General features: G+C 53.8%; 21 protein-coding genes. 5 read left to right on the top strand and 16 right to left on the bottom strand.

The annotated features are described in order from the left end of the window. Nucleotides 1-227 precede the first annotated feature (227 nt). Entirely contained in the window at nucleotides 228-3,488 is a 3,261-nt protein-coding gene (rne, locus tag FDX24_RS21675; RefSeq protein ID WP_137364899.1) for a ribonuclease E, read from the top strand. A gap of 41 nt (nucleotides 3,489-3,529) precedes the next feature. Here the strand turns inward: rne and FDX24_RS21670 are convergent, their stop codons facing one another. After that, a complete protein-coding gene (locus tag FDX24_RS21670) occupies nucleotides 3,530-4,465 on the bottom strand; it encodes a LysR family transcriptional regulator (protein WP_048211232.1) in 936 nt (311 codons plus the stop codon). A 111-nt stretch (nucleotides 4,466-4,576) separates the two neighbouring features. Between FDX24_RS21670 and FDX24_RS21665 the strand changes: the two genes are divergently transcribed. Further along, the gene (locus tag FDX24_RS21665) at nucleotides 4,577-5,776 is read left to right on the top strand and encodes an MFS transporter (protein WP_137364898.1); all 1,200 of its coding nucleotides are present in this window, start codon (nucleotides 4,577-4,579) and stop codon (nucleotides 5,774-5,776) included. A gap of 78 nt (nucleotides 5,777-5,854) precedes the next feature. Here the strand turns inward: FDX24_RS21665 and flgL are convergent, their stop codons facing one another. The 11 genes from flgL to flgB form a co-directional block, all read right to left on the bottom strand. After that, entirely contained in the window at nucleotides 5,855-6,808 is a 954-nt protein-coding gene (gene flgL, locus FDX24_RS21660; RefSeq protein ID WP_048211231.1) for a flagellar hook-associated protein FlgL, read from the bottom strand. A 14-nt stretch (nucleotides 6,809-6,822) separates the two neighbouring features. Next, a complete protein-coding gene (gene flgK, locus FDX24_RS21655) occupies nucleotides 6,823-8,481 on the bottom strand; it encodes a flagellar hook-associated protein FlgK (protein WP_048211230.1) in 1,659 nt (552 codons plus the stop codon). A 64-nt stretch (nucleotides 8,482-8,545) separates the two neighbouring features. Continuing rightward, the gene (gene flgJ, locus FDX24_RS21650; RefSeq protein ID WP_137364897.1) at nucleotides 8,546-9,496 is read right to left on the bottom strand and encodes a flagellar assembly peptidoglycan hydrolase FlgJ; all 951 of its coding nucleotides are present in this window, start codon (nucleotides 9,494-9,496) and stop codon (nucleotides 8,546-8,548) included. Further along, nucleotides 9,496-10,572, bottom strand: a complete 1,077-nt coding sequence (locus FDX24_RS21645) for a flagellar basal body P-ring protein FlgI (protein ID WP_086523801.1) — start codon at nucleotides 10,570-10,572, stop codon at nucleotides 9,496-9,498. The genes flgJ and FDX24_RS21645 overlap by 1 nt, the downstream gene beginning before the upstream one ends. A 33-nt stretch (nucleotides 10,573-10,605) precedes the next feature. Beyond that, nucleotides 10,606-11,304 carry a flagellar basal body L-ring protein FlgH gene (gene flgH, locus FDX24_RS21640; RefSeq protein ID WP_003836756.1) on the bottom strand — a complete coding sequence of 233 codons (699 nt, stop codon included), beginning with the start codon at nucleotides 11,302-11,304 and terminating at the stop codon, nucleotides 10,606-10,608. 57 nt (nucleotides 11,305-11,361) lie between these two features. Then, nucleotides 11,362-12,144, bottom strand: a complete 783-nt coding sequence (gene flgG / locus FDX24_RS21635) for a flagellar basal-body rod protein FlgG (protein ID WP_005129045.1) — start codon at nucleotides 12,142-12,144, stop codon at nucleotides 11,362-11,364. 13 nt (nucleotides 12,145-12,157) lie between these two features. Next, nucleotides 12,158-12,913 (bottom strand): flagellar basal body rod protein FlgF, encoded by a 756-nt coding sequence (locus FDX24_RS21630; RefSeq protein WP_048211227.1) that lies wholly within the window; start codon nucleotides 12,911-12,913, stop codon nucleotides 12,158-12,160. A gap of 20 nt (nucleotides 12,914-12,933) precedes the next feature. After that, a complete protein-coding gene (gene flgE, locus FDX24_RS21625) occupies nucleotides 12,934-14,145 on the bottom strand; it encodes a flagellar hook protein FlgE (protein WP_048211226.1) in 1,212 nt (403 codons plus the stop codon). Nucleotides 14,146-14,171: 26 nt separating this feature from the next. Further along, nucleotides 14,172-14,870: a flagellar hook assembly protein FlgD gene (gene flgD / locus FDX24_RS21620; protein ID WP_040230672.1), complete on the bottom strand. Its 699-nt coding sequence runs from the start codon at nucleotides 14,868-14,870 to the stop codon at nucleotides 14,172-14,174. Nucleotides 14,871-14,881: 11 nt separating this feature from the next. Then, a complete protein-coding gene (gene flgC, locus FDX24_RS21615; RefSeq protein WP_045441655.1) occupies nucleotides 14,882-15,286 on the bottom strand; it encodes a flagellar basal body rod protein FlgC in 405 nt (134 codons plus the stop codon). 3 nt (nucleotides 15,287-15,289) lie between these two features. After that, on the bottom strand, nucleotides 15,290-15,706 hold the full coding sequence (gene flgB / locus FDX24_RS21610; RefSeq protein ID WP_137364896.1) for a flagellar basal body rod protein FlgB: 417 nt from the start codon (nucleotides 15,704-15,706) through the stop codon (nucleotides 15,290-15,292). 157 nt (nucleotides 15,707-15,863) lie between these two features. On the opposite strand from flgB, the gene flgA reads away from it, so the two are divergent. From flgA to flgN, 3 genes are all read left to right on the top strand, one after another. Next, nucleotides 15,864-16,523, top strand: coding sequence for a flagellar basal body P-ring formation chaperone FlgA (gene flgA, locus FDX24_RS21605; RefSeq protein WP_061068834.1), 660 nt, complete (start codon nucleotides 15,864-15,866; stop codon nucleotides 16,521-16,523). A gap of 93 nt (nucleotides 16,524-16,616) precedes the next feature. Next, the gene (gene flgM / locus FDX24_RS21600) at nucleotides 16,617-16,910 is read left to right on the top strand and encodes a flagellar biosynthesis anti-sigma factor FlgM (RefSeq protein WP_005129057.1); all 294 of its coding nucleotides are present in this window, start codon (nucleotides 16,617-16,619) and stop codon (nucleotides 16,908-16,910) included. A 3-nt stretch (nucleotides 16,911-16,913) separates the two neighbouring features. Beyond that, nucleotides 16,914-17,336 (top strand): flagella biosynthesis chaperone FlgN, encoded by a 423-nt coding sequence (flgN, locus tag FDX24_RS21595; RefSeq protein ID WP_048211225.1) that lies wholly within the window; start codon nucleotides 16,914-16,916, stop codon nucleotides 17,334-17,336. Between the two features lie 88 nt (nucleotides 17,337-17,424). Here the strand turns inward: flgN and murJ are convergent, their stop codons facing one another. From murJ to rimJ, 4 genes are all read right to left on the bottom strand, one after another. Continuing rightward, on the bottom strand, nucleotides 17,425-18,960 hold the full coding sequence (murJ, locus tag FDX24_RS21590; protein WP_048211224.1) for a murein biosynthesis integral membrane protein MurJ: 1,536 nt from the start codon (nucleotides 18,958-18,960) through the stop codon (nucleotides 17,425-17,427). A gap of 223 nt (nucleotides 18,961-19,183) precedes the next feature. After that, on the bottom strand, nucleotides 19,184-20,107 hold the full coding sequence (locus tag FDX24_RS21585; protein WP_061068125.1) for a Gfo/Idh/MocA family protein: 924 nt from the start codon (nucleotides 20,105-20,107) through the stop codon (nucleotides 19,184-19,186). Between the two features lies 1 nt (nucleotide 20,108). Further along, entirely contained in the window at nucleotides 20,109-20,756 is a 648-nt protein-coding gene (locus FDX24_RS21580) for a YceH family protein (protein WP_137364895.1), read from the bottom strand. Between the two features lie 35 nt (nucleotides 20,757-20,791). Further along, nucleotides 20,792-21,376, bottom strand: a complete 585-nt coding sequence (rimJ, locus tag FDX24_RS21575; protein ID WP_005129064.1) for a ribosomal protein S5-alanine N-acetyltransferase — start codon at nucleotides 21,374-21,376, stop codon at nucleotides 20,792-20,794. Nucleotides 21,377-21,609: the final 233 nt, after the last annotated feature.

Genomic DNA, 21,609 nt, shown 5'->3' with positions numbered 1-21,609 from the left:
CAAGCACAATGGAAGCTTCTCTGGAGAGTAATACCCAGACTGTTCCCCTGATAATTGCGCTGTGTTTCCGTATGAAATACAGGCAACCGACACTCTGCGCCTCTTTGAGCTGACGATAACCGTGAGGTTGGCGACGCGAATAGACACGAGGCCATCGGTTCACACCCGGAAAGGCATTTCTCTGCCCGCAGCTTAGTCGTCAATGTAAGAATAATGAGTAAGTTACGATGAAAAGAATGTTAATTAACGCAACTCAGCAGGAAGAGTTGCGTGTCGCCCTTGTAGATGGGCAGCGTCTGTACGATCTGGATATCGAAAGTCCTGGACACGAGCAGAAAAAAGCCAACATCTATAAAGGTAAAATTACCCGTATTGAACCGAGTCTGGAAGCTGCTTTTGTTGATTACGGCGCTGAACGTCACGGTTTCCTCCCGTTAAAAGAAATTGCCCGCGAATATTTTCCTGCAAACTACAGTTCCCATGGCCGCCCCAACATTAAAGATGTGTTGCGTGAAGGTCAGGAAGTTATCGTTCAGATAGATAAAGAAGAGCGCGGAAATAAAGGCGCAGCACTGACAACCTTTATCAGTCTGGCAGGCAGCTATCTGGTTTTGATGCCAAACAACCCGCGTGCGGGCGGTATCTCTCGTCGCATTGAAGGCGATGACCGTACCGAATTAAAAGAAGCGCTGGCAAGCCTCGAATTGCCTGATGGCATGGGGCTTATCGTACGTACCGCGGGTGTCGGTAAATCGGCCGAAGCACTGCAGTGGGACCTGAGCTTCCGTCTGAAACACTGGGAAGCCATTCAAAAAGCGGCTGAAAGCCGTCCTGCCCCGTTCCTGATCCACCAGGAAAGCAACGTTATCGTGCGTGCCTTCCGCGACTATCTGCGCCAGGACATCGGCGAAATCCTCATCGACAACCCAAAAGTCATGGAGATGGCGCGTCAGCACATCGCTGCGCTGGGTCGTCCGGATTTCAGCAGCAAAATCAAACTGTACACCGGTGAAATCCCGCTGTTCAGCCACTACCAGATTGAATCCCAGATTGAATCCGCCTTCCAACGTGAAGTGCGTCTGCCTTCCGGCGGCTCAATCGTTATCGACAGCACTGAAGCGCTGACTGCTATCGATATCAACTCCGCACGCGCAACCCGCGGTGGCGACATCGAAGAAACAGCGTTCAACACTAACCTTGAAGCTGCCGATGAAATTGCGCGTCAGTTGCGTCTGCGTGACCTTGGTGGCCTGATCGTCATCGATTTTATCGATATGACCCCGGTTCGCCACCAGCGTGCGGTAGAAAACCGTCTGCGTGAAGCCGTTCGTCAGGACAGAGCGCGTATTCAGATCAGCCATATTTCTCGCTTCGGTCTGCTGGAAATGTCCCGCCAGCGTCTGAGCCCGTCGCTGGGTGAATCCAGTCACCACGTCTGCCCGCGTTGCTCCGGCACCGGTACCGTACGTGATAACGAATCACTGTCGCTGTCTATTCTGCGTCTGATCGAAGAAGAGGCGCTGAAAGAAAATACGCAGGAAGTTCACGCTATTGTTCCTGTGCCGATCGCATCCTACCTGCTTAACGAAAAACGTACCGCGGTCAATGCCATCGAGACGCGTCAGAACGGCGTGCGCTGTGTGATCGTGCCAAACGATCAGATGGAAACCCCGCACTACTCCGTGCTGCGTGTACGCAAAGGGGAAGAAACGCCTACCCTGAGCTACCTGCTGCCGAAACTGCACGAAGAAGCGATGGCGTTGCCGACGGAAGAAGAATACGTTGAGCGTAAGCAACCTGAACAACCGGCACTCGCCACTTTCGCGATGCCTGATGTTCCGCCTGCCCCTGCACTGCAGGAGCCAGCCGTTAAAGCTGCCGCGCCTAAAGCTGCTGCCGCGACCGCACCTGTCGCTGCGCAGCCGGGTTTGATTAGCCGTTTCTTCGGCGCGCTGAAGTCCATCTTTGGCAGCAGTGAAGAAGTGAAACCGGTTGAACAACCGGCACCGAAAGCTGAAGAGAAAACGGAACGCCAGCAGGATCGTCGCAAACCGCGTCAGAACAATCGTCGTGACCGTAACGAGCGTCGTGATAATCGTGACAACCGTGGTGACCGTGACAACCGTAATGAGCGTTCAGAAAACGGCGAAAACCGCGATGAAAATCGTCGTAATCGTCGTCAGGCGCAGCAGCAGACTGCTGAAACTCGTGACAACCGCCAGCAGTCCAGCGATGTAGCAGACAAAGCGAAATCCGGTGACGAGCAGCAGGCTCCTCGTCGCGAACGCAACCGCCGTCGCAACGATGACAAACGTCAGGCGCAGCAGGAAGTTAAAGAGCTGAACCTGGCTGAACAGCCTGCGCAGGATTCCGAGCAGGAAGAACGCGTGCGTCAGCCGCAGACTCGTCGTAAACAGCGTCAGTTGAATCAGAAAGTTCGATTCACTGACAGCGCGCCGGTTGAAGCTGAAGCGGCGACCGCAGCCATTGTTGCTGAAACCGCCGTTGCTCAATCTGTTGAACAGTCCGCCCCGGCTCAACGTACCGAACTGGCTAAAGTCGATTTACCCGCAGTCGTTGCATCAGAGCAAGAAGACAACAACGAAGCACGTGATAATAACGGTATGCCTCGTCGCTCGCGTCGTTCTCCTCGCCATCTGCGCGTAAGCGGGCAGCGCCGTCGTCGCTATCGTGACGAACGCTATCCGGTTCAGTCGCCGATGCCGTTAACGGTTGCCTGTGCTTCTCCGGAATTAGCGTCCGGCAAAGTCTGGATTAGCTACCCTGTTGCCCGTACTCAGGACATGCAGGTTGAAGAACAGCGCGAACAGAAACTGGAGTTGGAACAAAACGCATCTGTGGCAGTAGAGCCTCAAGCCGCTGCAGCTGTCGTTGAGCACATCGTGGATGTCCCTGCACAGGCAGACGTCGCGCAACCCGATGTTAGCGTAGTGGAAACGCAGACCGTTGTGGCTGAAACGGCACACCCGGAAGTGATTGCTACTCCGGTCGAGCAGCAACCGCAAATTATCGCTGAATCTGACGCACCGGTTGCCGAGGAGATCGCTGCGAAAGCCGAACCTGTGGCTGAAGTTGTGGCTGAAGTTGTGGCTTCGCCGGTTATCGAAGAACCTGCGGACGTCGTTGTCTCCCAGCCTGAAGCGGTTGAAGAGATTGTCGAGGTTGTGGAAACAGCGCCTGTTGTTGAAGAGGTTGCAGCGCCGCAAGAAGTTGTTGCAGCACCTGTCGTCGAAACCGCAGTCGTTAAGTCTGACGCTGTCGCAACCCGTGTTGACGCAGAACATCTTCACAGCCATGCGACCGCACCGATGACCCGCGCTCCGGCTCCGGAATATGTGCCTGAAGCGCCGCGTCATAGCGAGTGGCAGCGCCCGGCATTCGCCTTTGAAGGCAAAGGTGCTGCAGGCGGACACAGTGCCAGCCATCAGGCAACCGCGCCAGCAACGCGACCGCAGTCTGTTGAGTAAGTCCTAAGCAATGAAAAAGCCGACCTCAGGGTCGGCTTTTTTTATACGTCGTGAACGCCCCTCATCCCTGCTACCTGTGGCATAACATCTTTCATCAACGCCAGAAATTTGCGTAAGCGGGTTGGATAATAACGAGCCCAGGGATAAACCAAATGCACGGGCAATGACGACGCATGCCAGTCAGGTAATAGCGTAATCAATCTTCCGCTGGCGATATCGTCTTCAACCATCCAGCTTGAGACAAGCGTAACCCCCAGCCCCGCAAGTGCAGCATTTCTGGCGACATAAATACTGTCGGTACTTAATCTGGGAGAAATATTTAACGTGATAGCTTCGTTACGCCGGTGGTGAAGTAACGACACGCTGTGCTGATAAAATGTATTTACCGCGATCCAGGGCAGCGCCGATAGCTGTTCAGGGTGAGTCAAAATCCCAAATTGCGCGAGAAGCTCAGGGCTTGCCACCATACTTCGCGGGACTTCAGCCAGTAAAACCGAGACCGTAGCAGGATCAACCTCAGCCCCAACCCGGATAGCGCAGTCGATATTGTCGCTGAGAAAATCAACGGTCTTATCATTCAGCATCCACTCAACAGATAACTGTGGATAGCGGGAAAGGAACTGCAGAAGCGGCTCAAGGAGTTGTTGTTGGCCGAACGCATGTGGCGCCCGAACCCGCAACGTCCCCACCGGTTCATCCTCCGTGATGTTCAGTCCGTCCTCCAGCGCCAGCCAGGCATCAATAATGTGTTTGGCATGCTGATACCCTCGCTCACCATCATCAGTCAGCTTCATTGCATGGGTGGTACGCATAATCAGCTTAACGCCCAACAGCGTCTCAAGGGATTGTAACCGCCGACTGACAGTTGCCTGGGTGGTGCCCATTTGCTTTGCCGCCGCTGAAAGCGAACCGGCCTCGACGATGCGCACAAACGTGCGCATCAATTCCACCCTATCTATACGTTCAGTTTTTATCATTTAGTCGTTATTCATACGCGTAACGTATAACTGTTTTACCACTGCGCTCGCTACCGTGCTACCGGTTGAAGGATAAAAATAGCCGCACATCCCGTGATTGAGGAATCATTTGTGAACACACACACCGCACTTTCCCGTTGGGTTATTTTTGTTCTGGCACTGGGCGCTGGGTTCAGCGTTGCCGCAATCTATTATGCCCAGCCTCTTTTACCTTTAATGGGTCAGGACCTGGCCTTAAGCGTCACCGGCATGGGGCTTGTGCCAACGCTCACCCAGGCAGGATACGCGCTGGGCATTTTGTTTTTGTTGCCGCTGGGCGACCGTTATGACCGCCGGACATTAATCCTGCTAAAAAGCGTCTCTCTTGCCGCGCTGCTGTTGGCCTGCAGCTTTACCGGTCAGTTGCATTCGCTACTGCTGGTTAGCTTATTGATGGGGATGGCAGCGACCATGGCTCAGGATATCGTGCCAGCCGCAGCCATCCTTGCGCCTGAGGGCAAGCAGGGAAAAACAGTAGGTACCGTCATGACCGGTCTTCTGCTGGGGATCCTACTCTCGCGGACCATCAGCGGGCTGGTAGGTGAAGCCTATGGCTGGCGGGAAATGTACCAACTTGCCGCCGTCAGTATTGCCGTGATTGCCGTACTGATGTGGAAAATGCTGCCCCGCTTTACGGTCTATTCCACGCTGAGTTATCCGGCATTAATGTTCTCCATGGCGCAACTGTGGCAGCGTTATCCTGCACTGCGCCGGGCGGCGTTGGCACAGGGCTTCCTGTCTATTGCCTTTAGCGCCTTCTGGTCAACACTGGCGGTTATGCTCTCTGAGCATTACCACATGGGCAGTGCGATGGCGGGAGCATTTGGTATTGCAGGGGCAGCCGGGGCGCTGGCAGCCCCTATGGCAGGTCATCTGGCAGATAAAGTAGGTGCCGGACGGGTAACACAGTTGGGGGCGCTGTTCGTCACGCTTTCATTTGCCCTGATGTTCTTGCTTCCGGCCCTGCCAGTACAGGGGCAGTGGCTGCTGATTGCCCTGTCAGCGATAGGCTTTGATCTCGGACTGCAATCCAGCCTGGTCGCCCACCAGAACCTGGTTTATAGCCTGGAGCCTCAGGCAAGAGGTCGTCTGAATGCGTTGCTATTTACCATGGTGTTTATCGGCATGGCGCTGGGTTCTGTACTCGGAAGTCAGGCCTATGCGCTGGCAAACTGGGAAGGCGTGGTGACACTGGCCACTTTCAGCGGCGTTGTTGCGCTGGTAATTAGACTGACCGGTAAATTGCCTGTTAGCCAGACAACTGCAGCCTAAAAAAATGCCCGCTCCGGGGTGTATGTGGAGCGGGCAGACAAACATATCCAGTTTCATGATATGTTTCAAAAAGGATCGTTACCGGTTGAGCTGGAACAGTGACATTCCCTGCATATCGGTAAACGTTTTATACGATGCCTGTAGCGCAGCCTGCTGCATAACATACGAAGAAATCGCCGCATTCCAGTCAACATCAACCAGATTGCTCATCTGCTGCGTTTGACCCAACGCGCGATCGGCCCCCAGCGAGTCCAGAGCGCTAAGTTCACTGAGTTGCGTACCGAGTTCAGCACGAACAGACAGCACGTTATTCAGTGAGTTCTTCAGACCACGGTTGGATTTATCGATGGCTGCTTTGGCTGCATCTCTTGCCGCATCATCGCCTTCAATCGGCGTATTCAGGGCCGCAATAGCGGAATCCAGCATGGCGAATAAGTTCGTTTCTGACTTGCTTCCATCTGGCTCCGGAACCGCGTTGCTGGTCACCGAGTCAAAAATCTTATCCCCGGTATGACCAATCACCATTGACCGAGCGGCATCGACCTGTTGGGTAATATTTTGCGTTCCACCACTATAGGCACCATCAGTCTGGGCAAATGGTGGGGCTTCCGTTTTGTAGCCGCCAAAGATATAACGACCATTACCGTCGGTACTGTTCGCCAGATTCATTAACTGATCGCGGATCCCTTGCAAATCAGTTGCCAACGATGCCCGGTTATCATCACTCAATGTCCCATTGCCAGCATTGACAATTTTTTCCTGTGCCGCGGTAATAGCGGTCGTCGCCCGGCTTAACACGTTCTCTTCCAGTGACACTTTTTGCGTCGCGAAAGTACGCGCCAGCGTATATTGGCTGTTCTGTGCCTGAGCCTGTGAAAGCACCACGGCCTGTGATGCGGCAATCGGATCGTCAGACGGGTTGTTCACGCGTTTCCCCGTTGACATCTGCTCGCCAAATTTCAACCATTCAGCCTGAGAGTTGGTGATGCCGCGCATATTCTGCTGGTACATCATCTGAGTACTGATACGCATTGAGTTCCTCTCCCTTAGCGAATATTCAGCAGTGCATCAAAGAGCGAATTCGCCGTTTGCAGTACCTGAGCGTTGGCCAGGTAATACTGCTGATAACGCTGCAAATTCCCGTACTCTTCGTCGAGGTTAACCCCGGAAATAGACTGTTGCTGATTTGAAAGCTGCGTGACCACGTTGTTTTGCGTGGTGCTGCTGGTTTTTAAGGTCGCCGTTTTGTTCCCGACATCGCTCACCAGCGTAGCGTAAGCATCGTTAAAGGTTTTATTCCCGATGGTTGCCTTGGTTTGCAGATCCAGCAGTTTCTGGCCGTTACGGTTATCGCTTTTACCTTTATCAACATTGGGATCAGTGTCATTTTTGGACACTTCAGCCATGGCGATTTTCGACTCATCGGTCACCGCCACTTTCATATTAATAATGGCGTCACCCACGGGTTTCACCGTAAAGCTGTCATTTGCCAGCGCACCATTTTTGACGGTGATTTCCAGCCCATCAAACGACATTTTTCCGCCAGTAACCGTCGGCTTAAAGCTGGTATTGTCAGCCAGACGGGTTACCTGCCAGTCAGTACCATCAAACGTAATTTTATAGTCGGTTGCCTGCACCGACGAGCTATCCGTCATTTTAACATCAAGCGCACCGGTCCCTTTATTCTTCGTATTGCTAAGGACTGCCGGGCCACCAATATCGAAAAAGTTTTTGCCCGGGTCGCCGTTGGCATCAAAACCTTCTTTGTGCTGCGTGTTAAACGCATCAGCAAAGGCGAGGGCCAACTGACCAAGGGTATTACGCGTCTGGTCGAGTTCCTGCGAACGGAACGTCAACAGCCCGCCCAGCGAACCGGTCGTGATCAGTTTTTCCGGGATGGCAACTTCTCCGGCCACGCCGTCAACATAAGCGACGGTCGTGCGAGAGGGATCATCGCTGGAAGGTACAGCAGCCAGTTGGCGAGCATTGCTGCCTTGCACCAGCGAATAGCCATTCGCCATGGTCACGTTGTAGGTGCCGCCGTCCTGAATGCTGACTTCCACACCGACAATCTTGTTCAGATCACTCACCAGTTGATCGCGCTGATCGAGCAGATCGTTAGGTGATGCACCCGCACCAACGCCGGTCAAACGGGAGATTTGGTCGTTAAGGCTGGCAATTTGCTTCGAATAGTTGTTGATTTGATCGACGCTGGCCTTAATCGCAATATTGACCTGCTTATCCTGATCGCGCAGATATTGGTCCGTCGTTCTGAACTGATTGACTAAGCCATCAGCTTTACCGATAAGTGCCTGACGCGCCGCCGGATCTTCTGCGTTACTCACCAACGTCTGCAGGCTGGTAAAAAAGCCCTGCATCGACGTTGAGATCGAACTGGTTTTGCTGGCGAGCAGGTTGTCGATTTTTGACATTTGCTCGTAACGTGTCGTCAGACCGCTGCTCTGGTTCTGCGCCGCACGTAACTGATTAGTGATAAATGAGTCATACTCACGCTGTACGCCAGAAACATAGACACCATTGCCGACCCAGCCCCCCGCACCCAGCGTGCTGTTCGCTTGCGCCATAATTGTCGTTTGTCGGGTATAGCCGGCAACGTTATAGCTGGAGATGTTATTACTGGCAGTGTTCAACGCGGCCTGCGCTGCGCTGAGTCCACTCATCGCGTTATTAATCAAGCTGGACATGGAGGTTCCTTGTAATCCTTCAATACTCGGTATTATCGGCAGCAGGTCAGCAGACTTGAGCTATTTAAAAGAGATTATCGAGATTCGTGCTGTAGGTTTTACTCACCTTTTCGCTCATCGATTTTAGCTGCTGGATCATGCTGGTTAATTTGCGCGCATAGTTAGGGTCAGTGGCGTACCCCGCATTCTGCAATGCCTGGGCACCCTGCTCTGCGGTCGCGGCACCGGTCACCGCTGCGTAACGCGGATTGCGGGATATCAGACCGACATAATCCGACAGTGCTTCAAGATAGGAGCTATAAACACGGAATTTAGCTTTCACTTTTTTCGCCTCACCGTTTTCGTATTCGGTGGTGGTGATTTCAGTGGTCGGCCCTTTCCAGCTTCCCGAGGCTTTCACACCAAAAATGTTAAAACTCGGCTCGCCGTTCTCCCGTCGAATTTGTCGTTGCCCCCACCCGGACTCCAGCGCCGCCTGCGCCAGAATCAGATGATGAGGAACCCCACTCTGCTGACTGGCCAGTTTTGCCGGCAGCGAAAGTTGAGCCAGGAAGTCTTTGCTGTCACCCGACAGCGGCTCATCATTGCTTTCCGTCGCCCGGGGAATGGCTTTACGCACCAGTTGCGTCAGCGCCTGATTTTGATAGCTGGTCACCGTTTCCAGCGAGAACTTCATCGGCACCTGCGGCGCATCATCCGCAGGTTGCACCTGCCCTTCGGTCATCTGCTTGACCATCATTTCAGCCAGCCCCAGACCTTTTCCTGCCGTCATCTGCTGGGCGATCTGTTGGTCATACATGCTGGTGTATAAACGCGTGGAGTCGCTGCTAAACACACCGTCTTTTGGCAACGCCTCGCGCATACTTTTCAGCATCATTTGCACGAACATCCCTTCAACCTGGCGGGCGACCGGGCGGATATTTGCCGCCGGGTCCTGACCCGCTTTCGCTTTCAGTTCGTTCAGTGATTGTGCATCCCAGGCGGCGCTGGTCAGCAGTTTGCTATCACCAATCATCAGATGATTTCCAGTTTGGCGCGCAGACAACCCGCACTTTGCATGGATTGCAGGATAGACATCAGGTCCATCGGTGTTGCTCCCAGCGCATTCAATGCACGTACGACGTTGTTCAGGTTGGCGCTGGAACGAACGCTCTGCAACGAACCACCGCTCTGGCGCAGATCGATCTGCGTTTGTGGCGTCACCACGGTTTGTCCACCACCAAACGGTGTATCCGGTTGGCTGACATTCGCCTGGCGGTTAACCGTAATCGACAGATTGCCTTGTGCAACAGCGCAACTATCCAGCGTCACCTCGCGGTTCATGACCACCGATCCCGTACGGGAGTTAATAATCACCTTCGCGTCCTGCGGCGTGACGTTCACTTCCATATTCTGGATATCCGCGAGGAAACGTACCTGCGAGCTATTGCCATTCGGGACGCGTACCTGGATCGTGCGTGCATCCAGCGCTGTTGCGCTGCCAAAGCCGCGCGAGCGGTTAATGGTGTCGGTAATTTGCTGTGCCATGGTGAAATCTTCATTATTCAGCTGCAAATTAATGGTGTTACCGCCGCCGAACTGGCTGGGTAATTCGCGTTCGATGGTCGCGCCGTTGGTAATACGTCCGCCATTGAGCTGGTTCACCTGCACGCTGCTACCACCCGCTGCGGCGCCTGCACCACCGACCAGAATATTCCCCTGCGCCAACGCATACACCTGGCTATCGACCCCTTTCAGCGGCGTCATCAGCAGCGTTCCGCCGCGCAGGCTTTTGGCGTTACCCATTGAAGAGACCACTACGTCAATAGTTTGCCCCTGACGACCAAAGGCCGGGAACTGCGCGGTGACCATTACCGCTGCCACGTTTTTCAGCTGCATATTGGTGCCGGTAGGCACGGTGATCCCCAACTGCGACAGCATGTTATTCAGCGTTTGTGTCGTAAACGGTGTCTGGGTGGTCTGGTCACCCGTACCGTCCAGCCCGACCACCAGCCCGTAGCCTATCAGCGAGTTTTCCCGCACGCCCTGCACGCTGGTCAGATCACGAATGCGATCGGCATGCGCAAAGGTGGTAGCCAGTACCAGTACCATTCCAACAAGAGTTTTAAACACTGGATACCTCGCTTACATCGGCGATAAATTAAGGAAGAAACGCTGCAACCAGCCCATATTCTGCGCTTCATTGATATAGCCGTTACCGACATATTCAATACGCGCATCCGCAACCTGCGTTGACGGTACAGAGTTGCTGCCGCTAATGGTGCGCGGGTTAACAACCCCAGAGAAGCGAATGAATTCAGTGCCCTGGTTAATGGCGATCTGTTTTTCACCCACGACATGTAAATTGCCATTCACCAGTACCTGGTCAACCGTCACAGTCAACGTACCACTGAAGGTGTTCCTGGCGTTCGCGCCGCCTTTGCCGTTAAACGAGTTGCCGCCAGAAGCCTCTACGTCGGCGCGCTCGTTGCCAAATAATCCCTGCAGGTAACGTGGTACCGTGTCAAACCCAAAGTTAGTTTTGCCATCACGACTGGCATTCGCCGAGGAGCTTTTGCTCGCACTGACGTTTTCCTGCAATACGATAGTCAACGTATCGCCAATATTGCGCGGACGGCGGTCTTCAAATAACGGCTGGTAGCCATAATTAATCGGCTGCGCAGACTGAAATATTGATCCATTCGCCACCGGCGTCGGGCCTGGAACTGGCTGGGCAGTCGTCGCGCCCTGCACGAGCGGAGTGGCCGGGATCCAGGCGCATCCTGTCAGTGAAACCACCAGCAGGGCCAAAATCGGGTATGGGTGAAGCGCGTATTTTCGCATTGCCTTCATCTTCAAAATCAGTGCGCCGGTGAGGTTTTCACCCCACCGGACGTCACTTTAGAGTTGCGTCAGTTTCTGCAGCATCTGATCGGTGGTCGATACCGCTTTACTGTTGATTTCATAAGCACGTTGAACCTGGATCATGTTGACCAGTTCTTCCGCCACGTTGACGTTAGAGGTTTCCACATAACCCTGGTACAACAGGCCCGCACCGTTCAGCCCCGGCGTGCTTTCGTTCGGTGCGCCGGACGATTGCGTTTCGGTGTACAGATTCTCACCAATACTTTCCAGACCGGTATCATTCATGAAGGTCGTCAGGTTGAGCTGTCCCACCTGAACAGGCGCAGCCTGGCCCTGCTGAGTCACACTGACAATACCGTCGCGTCCAATGGTGATGCTCAGCGAGTTAGCCGGAATAGTGATTGCAGGCTGCACCTGAAACCCCCCCGCCGTTACCAACTGACCGTTCTGATCCACCTGGAAAGAGCCATCACGAGTATAAGCTGACGTGCCATCTGGTAGCATGACCTGGAAAAACCCCTGGCCTTTAATCGCCACATCTTTACTGTTGTTGGTCTGCGACAGGTTGCCCTGACTGTGTAAACGTTCGGTCGCAACCGGACGCACACCGGTACCAATCTGCAAACCAGACGGCAGCGTTGTCTGTTCAGAAGACTGAGCGCCAGGCTGGCGAATCGTCTGGTACAGCAGATCTTCAAACACCGCACGCTGGCGTTTAAAACCATTAGTACTGACGTTTGCCAGGTTGTTGGCAATCACATCCATGTTGGTTTGCTGCGCGTCCAGGCCGGTTTTGGCGATCCATAATGAATTGATCATAAAATGTCCTGTATTAACTCATCGACAGCAGTTGGTTGGCACGGCCTGCGTTATCATCCACGCTACTGATAATCTTCATCTGCATTTCGAAGCGGCGAGCGCTGGCGATCATATCGCTCATCGCGGCAACCGGTTTGACGTTACTGCCTTCCAGTACGCCCGACATCACGCGGATGCTGGGGTCGGCTTGCAGTGTTGGTCCCCGGGTAGCCTGCGCTGCCGCACTCAGACGGAACATACCGTCATCACCACGTTGCACTTCACTTCCCGTCGCTTTAACCAGCTTCAGACGTCCTACTGGCGCCACCGTATTCGCGGGATCGCCGGGGTTGAGCGCCGAAATCGTTCCGTCAGCGGCGATAGTCACTTCCGACCCTTCCGGTACCGCTATAGGCCCAGCTTCGCCGATCACCGGATGTCCCTGAATGGTCAGTTCACCGGTTGGACTCACCTGAATTGCGCCATTGCGGGTGTATCCTTCGCTACCATCGGCGGTCTGCACAGCCAACCAGCCATCCTGCTGCAAAGCCACATCCAGCGGACGGGAGGTATAATCCATCTGGCCTGGCGTCATATCGGCCCCAGGCGTGGAGGCGACCACCAGCGTACGCGTTGGCAGCGAAAGCCCTTCTACGGGAACCGCACGCAGCGCGTTGAGCTGAGCACGAAAACCCGGTGTGGAGGCATTTGCCAGGTTGCTGGCCGTCACCGCCTGTTGATTCAGCGTCTGACTGGCCGCGCCCATGGCGGTATATATTGCGTGATCCATTAAGCCATCCCGTCAGGCGCTTAGCGCAGGTTGACCAGCGTGTTAAGGATCTGATCCTGGGTTTTGATGGTCTGCGCATTCGACTGATAGTTACGCTGAGCGACGATCATATTCACCAGTTCTTTACTCAAATCCACGTTAGAAGCTTCCAACGCACCGTTGGTCAGCTTGCCGAAGTTACCCGTACCCGCGGTACCCAGCAGCGCCACACCGGAAGCCTGAGTTGCTGCCCAGACGTTATCGCCCTGAGACGCCAGACCTTCGTTGTTGGCAAAGTTTGCCAGCACGATCTGTCCCAGAACCTGTTTCTGTTCGTTGGAGTAGTTACCGACTACGGTACCGTCATTGTTAATCTGGTAGCTCACCAGATCGCCTGGTTTGTAGCCGTCCTGGTTAGTGGCAACAATGTTGTTTGCACCGGTGTTCTGCTGCATGGAGTTCTGGAAACTCATTGCGAAGGTGACGGCCGGTGCGCCATTGAGCGCAGCTGTGGTGATATTGAATGTACCGCCGCCGATTAGCGCCCCATTGGTATCAAATTCCAGCGTGGACGTCGGTGCGGTTGGTACAGCAGCCTTAGGATCGCTGCTATCAATGGTATAGACAGCCCATTTGTTATCAGGCTGTTTTACAAAATAGGCGTTAACTTCGTGGGCATTGCCCAGGCTGTCATAAACGGTGACAGGGCCTTTTTTGTTATAGCTGTCAGCATCTTTCGGATCGAACTTTGTCGTTGTCGGGATTTTATCCGACGAGTTCAGGTTGATCTGCATTGAGGCCTTGCTGGTTGCCTGTGCCGCCATCAATGTATTGGGGATCGTGATCGGCCCCGGGTTCGCACCCTGCTGAACTGTCGGCGGCGTACCGGTCGCCGGATAGCCCGTCAGTTTCAGTCCCTGCATGTTAACGATATTACGGTTTTCATCGAGCTTGAACTGACCGTTACGGCTGAAGAAAACAGAACCATTGCTGTCAACCATACGGAAAAAACCGTTCTGGCTGATAGCCACATCCAGCCCACGTCCAGTGTTGGTGGTGGTACCATCGGTAAAGTCCTGGGTAATACCCGCAACTTTAACGCCCAGACCCACTTTAGAACCGGCGAACATATCGGCAAAGGATGCCGTACCGGATTTAAAACCGTAAGTGGCGGAGTTGGCGATGTTGTTACCAATGACATCGAGGTTGGTCGCTGCAGCGTTCAGACCGCTGACCGCTTGTGAAAAGGCCATGACTTACTCCTGATAAGTGTGAAGGCTTAAATTATCTGCCGTACTTCGTCGAGGGTGGTGGTTCCATAGGTGCCCAGGTCCAGCGTATTACCGCCGTTACTGCGGATAACACCCTGCACCAGCGCAAACTGTAGAGGCTGCGCCACAAGTTGCGTTCCGGCGTTGCTGGCCGCAATCGAAACGTTATACGAACCGCTCGGCGCATCCGTGCCGTCCGTCATGGTGCCATCCCAGGTAAAGGTGTGAACGCCCGCTTTCAACCCGCCAATATCAATGGTGCGTACCACCTTGCCGTCTTTATCGGTAATGGTTGCGGTAACCTTATCTGCCGGTTGCTGCAGCTCAACGCCAAACGGTGTCGTGGTCGTCGTTGCCCCTTCTTCCGCACCTTTACCGGTCAGAATGGTGGTCCCCGGGATCATGACGCCATGACCAATCAGCGTACTGGCCTGTAACGACTGGCTGCTATCGATCTGTCCGGAGATCGATCCCAGCGTGGTATTCAATTTTTCAATGCCGCTTACGGTACTAATTTGCGCTAACTGGGTAGTCAACTCATTGTTTTGCAGCGGGTTGGTCGGGTCCTGGTTTTTTAACTGCGCGACCAGAAGCGTCAGAAAGCTGCTTTGCAGATCAGCCGCGTTGCTCCCTGTCAGCGAACTTTTGCCAGTGGCAGCATTAACACCCGACGTACTCGGGTCATTCATTTTTACAGCAACGGACATGTGCGCCTCCTTTACTGGCCCAGCGTCAGCGTTTTAAGCATCAAGCTTTTTACGGTATTGAGCACTTCAACGTTTGCCTGATAACTGCGTGAAGCAGACATGGTGTTAACCATCTCGCCGACCACGTCGACATTCGGCATTTTTACATAGCCATTCGCATCCGCCAGCGGATTGCCCGGCTCATAAACCAGCTTGTCCGGCGCCTGACTTTCAATGACGTCAGCGACTTTTACGCCACCGGTTGCTGCGCCTGGCGCTGCATCGACCTGAAAAACAACCTGTTTTGCGCGATACGGCTGACCATCAGGTCCGGTCACGCTATCGGCGTTCGCCATGTTGCTGGCAGCCACGTTCAGACGCTGAGACTGAGCCGTCAGCGCAGAACCTGCGATATCAAAAATATTGAGCAACGCCACGGGTTAGTTCCCTCCTTGCAGCACGTTCATCATGCCCTTGATTTGCCCACCTAACGCGGTAAGCCCCATCTGGTACTTCAGGCTGTTATCCGCAAACTGCGTACGCTCCCGGTCCATATCCACCGTGTTGCCATCCAGAGACGGTTGGTCAGGAATGCGATAGAGCAACTCCGTAGATGGCACCGAGACAGTCTGGGCAGGAATGTGTTGTGCAGAGGTCAGCGTCAACGAAACACCGCCGGTTTCTTCCCGCCCGCGCACCATGACTTTTTTTAATTCACTGGCGAAATCCAGGTCGCGCGCCTGATACCCTGGCGTGTCGGCATTGGCAATGTTGGCCGCTAATATTTCCTGGCGTTGGGCGCGCAAATTCAGCGCTTCCTGTTGAAAACGTAAGGCGGCGTCGAGCTTATCGAGCATATCTCCTCCGCAAATGACAAAATTCAGCCGACAGCTTAAATCCCATCACGCGCGCGTTATCGCCGGAATAAACGCAAAATGCGTCGCTATTTGTTGCGTTGATGGCTGCGTCACACAGGTAGAATCCTGCCACTACCTGAAAAAGCGCGAGGTTTTGATGCAAACGTTTAAACGTGGAATAGTTGTGGCAGCACTGCTGTTCAGCCCTATGACGCTGGCACAAGACCTGAATTCGCAGTTAACCGCGTGGTTTTCCCAGCGCCTGGCCGGGTTTAGCGATGAGGTGGTCGTCACTGTCCGTACGCCGCCAAACTTGCAGCCCAGCTGTGACCAGCCTGCGCTGAGCGTGTCCGGCAGTGCGAAACTGTGGGGTAACGTGAACGTACTGGCCCGCTGCGCCAATGAAAAACGCTATCTGCAGGTCACTGTGCAAGCCACCGGCAACTATGTTGTCGCAGCGGCCCCTGTTGCCCGAGGAAGCGCCCTGAACGCGGCCAGCGTAACGCTAAAACGAGGTCGTCTGGATCAACTGCCGCCACGCGCCGTACTGGACATTAATCAGGTTCAGGATGCCGTGAGCCTGCGCGACCTGGTTCCCGGTCAGCCAATCCAGCTCACAATGTTGCGCCAGGCATGGCGGATAAAAGCGGGTCAGCGCGTGATGGTTATCGCCAACGGAGACGGCTTTCGGGTCAATGCCGAAGGTAAAGCGCTCAACAATGCAGCCGTCGCGCAAAACGCACGAGTGCGGATGATTTCGGGTCAGGTGGTGAGTGGAATCGTCGATTCTGATGGGAATATTCTTATTAACCTATAATAGGTTAAAGATTTTTTAGCGAGTGCCGATAGATAATCAACCAATGATTAAAGCGGGTCGCTATAGCGTAACCCCTCGATGAGGATAGAAAAAATGAGTATTGATCGTACCTCACCATTGAAGCCAGTAAGCACTGTCCAGCCACGCGAAACCAGCGACTCGCCGGTACAAAAAGCGCGGAAGGAAAAAACAGCGACGACAAACAGCACCAGCGTAATGCTGAGTGACGCTCAGGCCAAACTGATGCAGCCCGGCACCAATGACATCAACATGGAACGTGTCGAAGCGCTGAAAACCGCGATCCGTAACGGCGAGCTGAAAATGGATACCGGAAAAATTGCCGACTCGCTGATCCGCGAGGCACAGAGCTACCTACAGAGTAAATAAAGTATGACTCGTTTGTCAGAAATACTTGATCAGATGACGACCGTCCTCAATGACCTGAAAACGGTGATGGATGCTGAGCAGCATCAGCTTTCTGCAGGGCAGATCAACGGTAGCCAGCTACAGCGAATTACAGAAGAAAAAAGTTCTTTGCTGGCCACCCTCGATTATCTGGAACAGCAGCGCCGCCTGGAAAATGATGCCACGCGCAGCGCCAATGATGAGATTGCCGAGCGCTGGCAGACTATCACCAGGAAGACACAGCATTTGCGCGATCTCAACCAGCACAATGGTTGGCTGCTCGAAGGGCAAATCGAACGCAATCAACAGGCAATTCAAGTGCTGAAACCGCACCAGGAGCCGACGCTGTATGGCGCGAACGGCCAGACCTCTGCGGCACATCGCGGCGGGAAGAAATTCTCTATTTGATGATTGCCTGATGGCCTTGTGCTTATCAGGCAACGCTATTCTGTTGGCCGGATGCGGCGTTGCGCCGCCATCCGGCATCGGATGTTCATTACGCCGTCCGGCGTACAAACTCTTTCACTTTAAAGCCCAGCACGGCGAGAGCAGCAAAGTAAGCTGCAATACCTGCCACCACGACGGCCATCAGACGCAACAAACGCCATAACATCGTACCTTGAGACCAGTCCGGCATCATGTAAAGCATCCCTACCAGCGCGGCCGACATCACCAGCACAGAAATCACCAGTCGCATCAGGAACCAGGCCCAACCCGGTTGGGGAGTAAAGATTTTCTGCTTACGCAACTGCCAGTACAGCAATGACGCGTTCAGACACGCTGCCAGACCAATCGACAGCGACAGCCCGGCATGCTTCAGCGGCCCGATAAACGCCAGGTTCATTACCTGGGTCATAATCAGCGTTACAATGGCAATCTTTACCGGCGTTTTAATATCCTGGCGCGAATAGAAACCTGGAGCCAACACTTTCACCACGATCAAGCCAATCAAACCAACCGAGTACGCCACCAGCGCACGCTGGGTCATGGCAGCATCAAAGGCGGTAAATTTACCGTACTGGAACAGAGAAACCGTCAGCGGTTTAGCCAGAATACCCAACGCTACGGCGCTCGGTAATGCCAGCAGAAAACACAAACGCAGGCCCCAGTCCATCAAACGGCAATACTCGTCATGATTACCGCTGGAAAAGCTTTTGGACAGCGATGGCAGCAGGATAGTCCCCAATGCTACGCCGAGTACGCCAGACGGAAACTCCATCAGGCGGTCGGCATAGTACATCCATGAAACCGAGCCGGAAGCCAGAAATGAGGCGAAAATCGTATTGATGATGAGAGAAATCTGGCTGACAGAGACCCCAAGGATCGCCGGGCCCATTTGCTTCACGACGCGCATCGCCCCGGCATCGTGGAAGTTCACGCGCGGCAGCACCAGCATGCCAATTTTCTTCAAATGTGGAAGCTGATAAACCAATTGCAGCACACCGCCCACGGTGACAGCCCACGCCAGCGCCAGCACCGGCGGATGGAAATAAGGCGCGGCAAACAGCGCGAAGCCGATCATACTGATATTCAGAAACGTGGGCGCAAACGCCGGAATGGAAAAGCGGTTCCAGGTGTTCAGGATTGCCCCCACCAGCGAAGCCAATGAGATCAGCAGAATATAAGGAAAGGTAATTCGCAGCAGTTGGGTGGTCAGTGTGAACTTATCTGCAGTATCGGCAAACCCTGGCGCGGTGACCATTATCACCCACGGCGCAGCAAGCATCCCGGCCACCGTGACGACGGCCAGCGCCAGCGTCAACAGCCCGGAAACATAGGCGACAAACACGCGGGTGGCGTCTTCGCCCTGCTTACTTTTGTATTCGGCAAGAATCGGTACAAACGCCTGAGAGAACGCTCCCTCAGCAAAAATGCGGCGCAGCAGGTTAGGAAGTTTGAATGCCACAAAAAAGGCATCTGTCGCCATCCCTGCGCCAAAGATTCTGGCGACAATCGCATCACGTGCAAAACCCAGCACACGTGAGAACATCGTCATCGAGCTGACGGCTGCCAGCGATTTTAATAAATTCATCTATGTTGTATTCCAGACTCTGAGGCAGAACCCCGCATAATCAGCCCATTTACCGGATAAGACATAAGCGCCGGTATCCGATAATTTCGCAGTGCCTGCTGGCAACGCCTTTGCGTCTTATCAAGCCAACAAACCAGCCAAGGGTTGAAAAGAGGTGTTATTTTTGAGTTGGCATATAGTACCTGGATTACATTGAATTACTACCGCCAGATGTTACAGGGGGTTATTCCGCCATCGCCTCCCGCCACAGCATTTCGACAACGCGCTGGGCCAGTAGCGCCTGTTCGCCTGCCGTCTGCGGAACCGTCTGATTTTGCACGCACTCAATAAAATGGCGTGCGCATCCGGCAAAACCACGCTGTTCCAGGGTGGTTTGCCAGCCTGCTACCGGCTTGTGCACTACGCCTTGCCCACGTTCCTCGCGCCATTCACGCATATCCGTAACGTCAATCAGGCCACCGTCCGTCACCGCCTGCACGCTCTCGCGTTGGCTACCAGCACGGCGGTGCATACTGGTGGTTATCTGTAGCTGATCGGCAGAAAAATGATGTTCAGCATAAAGCATTTCACCGATGTCATTTGTTAACAGCGTGCCGCCATTAAGTTGAACCTTTCCTCCTGCCAGCCACAGCGCGGTGTCTATCACGTGCAGATAATCATCCAGCAGCGTAAAACGCAGATCGTGCGGCCCGACGCTGTTCGTACGGTGCTTGTCCATACGGACTGACGCCGCATTGCCCAACTGCACCTTTAGATCCTGATACAGCGGCGCAAAGCGACGATTAAATCCAACCATTAGCGTCAGTTTTTTCCGCGCCGCCAGCTCCACCAGTTGTTCAGCTTCGCGCAGATTTTCTGCCAGCGGCTTGTCCACACAAACATGAACGCCGGCATTCAGCAACTCACTCACTACGGCGTAGTGAGTGGCGGTACTGGAATGAACGAAAACGGCATCACAGGTTGCCGCTAAATTCTGTACGGAATCAACGTATGGCATTCGCCAGGTCTCACAAATACGCTGCGCTTTTTCCCGCGAGGGGGACCATGCGCCCTGCAGCGTCCAGTCCGCAGATGCGCCCAACACTGGCAACCATGCCTTTTGCGCGATGCCCCCTAACCCGACCACGCCAATACGCAATTTTCCCACGTTAGTCTCCCAGGTGTGCCAATAACGAATCGAGCCGCTGTTTCAACTCTGCCACTTCGGTTTCCAGCGCTTTAACACGCGCCTGCAAATCTCCGGACGCCGCCTGCGGTTCATCTGCCGCAGCGAGTGACTCATCAACCTCGCCACAAAACAGGTGCATATATCGACTTTCTCGTTTCCCAGGTTCACGCGCCAGGCGGACCACATAAGGGCCATCTTCCCGGGTAGCCAGTTTCTCCAGCGTCGACTCCACTTCCGCCATATCGCTGAACTCATACATGCGGGATGCGCGGCTACGTAATTCACCCGGTGTTTGAGCACCACGGAGTAACAGCGTGGTGATCAATGCCACTTCACCCGCGCTAAGCTTAAGATTGCCAAACTCTGAATTACAGAACCGCTGTTCGTATTTGGTCACGCGATTACCAAAGCCGCTCACCGTACGCAGAAAATGTCGCTTAACCAGGTTATCCAACTGCTCCTGCACGTCGGCTTCCGATAGATTCATCACCGGTTCACGGTTGGTTTTTTGATTACACGCGGTCACCACACCATTCACGGAAAGGGGATATTGTTCCGGTGTAGTAACCTGCTTTTCTAATAAGCAGCCAATCACACGGGCTTCGGTGGCGGTTAATTCGTATTTCATCGTCTTCTCCATTATTCAGGCCGTGCGCCTGAAACTTAGCGACCGGGGGTCCATTCTGATGTTGTCAACGCCGTCAGCACATGATCGCGCCACTGTCCATCAATCAGCAGATAGTCTTTTGCATACCCTTCTTTCTCAAAGCCGAGTCGCGCCAGCAAATCGCCGCTACGCTTATTGTGTGGCATGTAGTTCGCCATAATGCGGTGAATATGTTGCGTCCGCTGCACATAACGAATAGCGGCGGTCAGGGCTTCGTACATCAGCCCCTGCCCTTGCCACTTCTGCGCAATGGAATAACCGAGATAACAGGCGTGGAAAGATCCGCGCACCACGTTCGAGAAGTTCGCAACGCCGATAATTTCTTTTTCGTCAGGATCGAGCAACGCGAAATACCAGGCTGTGCCTTGTTTATGGAATTCAGAGATCATGCTCAGACGCGCCTGCCAGCCAGAGGGGTAGCAGTGGCTTTCATCGCGGATAGGTTCCCAGGGCTTTAAGAAATGACGATTCTCTGCGTAATAATCTGCCAGACGCCAGGCATCACGCTCATGCACCAAACGCACGACCAGGCGGTCCGTGGTTAAGCGCACTTTTGGCACGTTACTGCGATAGCCAAACATTCTATACCTACTCCTTCCCGTAACGTCTTCAATACGCAATTCGCATTACTATACCTGTGCAAATACACCCTGTGAAAAGAGCAAAATGCCATTTTTTGAATTATTCACACATTTTGATGAAAACTCTCTATCAAGACTGACTTTTGATAAAAAAATATTGTCCCGCCAAGGGTGGGAAAAGCACAAACGACACCGCAGAATAGAAGGTGCTTATCTTTTAAACTCTCCACCGA

It is taken from the genome of Citrobacter sp. wls716, from assembly GCF_005280975.1.
GTDB lineage: Bacteria > Pseudomonadota > Gammaproteobacteria > Enterobacterales > Enterobacteriaceae > Citrobacter > Citrobacter youngae.
This window is presented reverse-complemented; position numbering and strand designations above follow the sequence as displayed.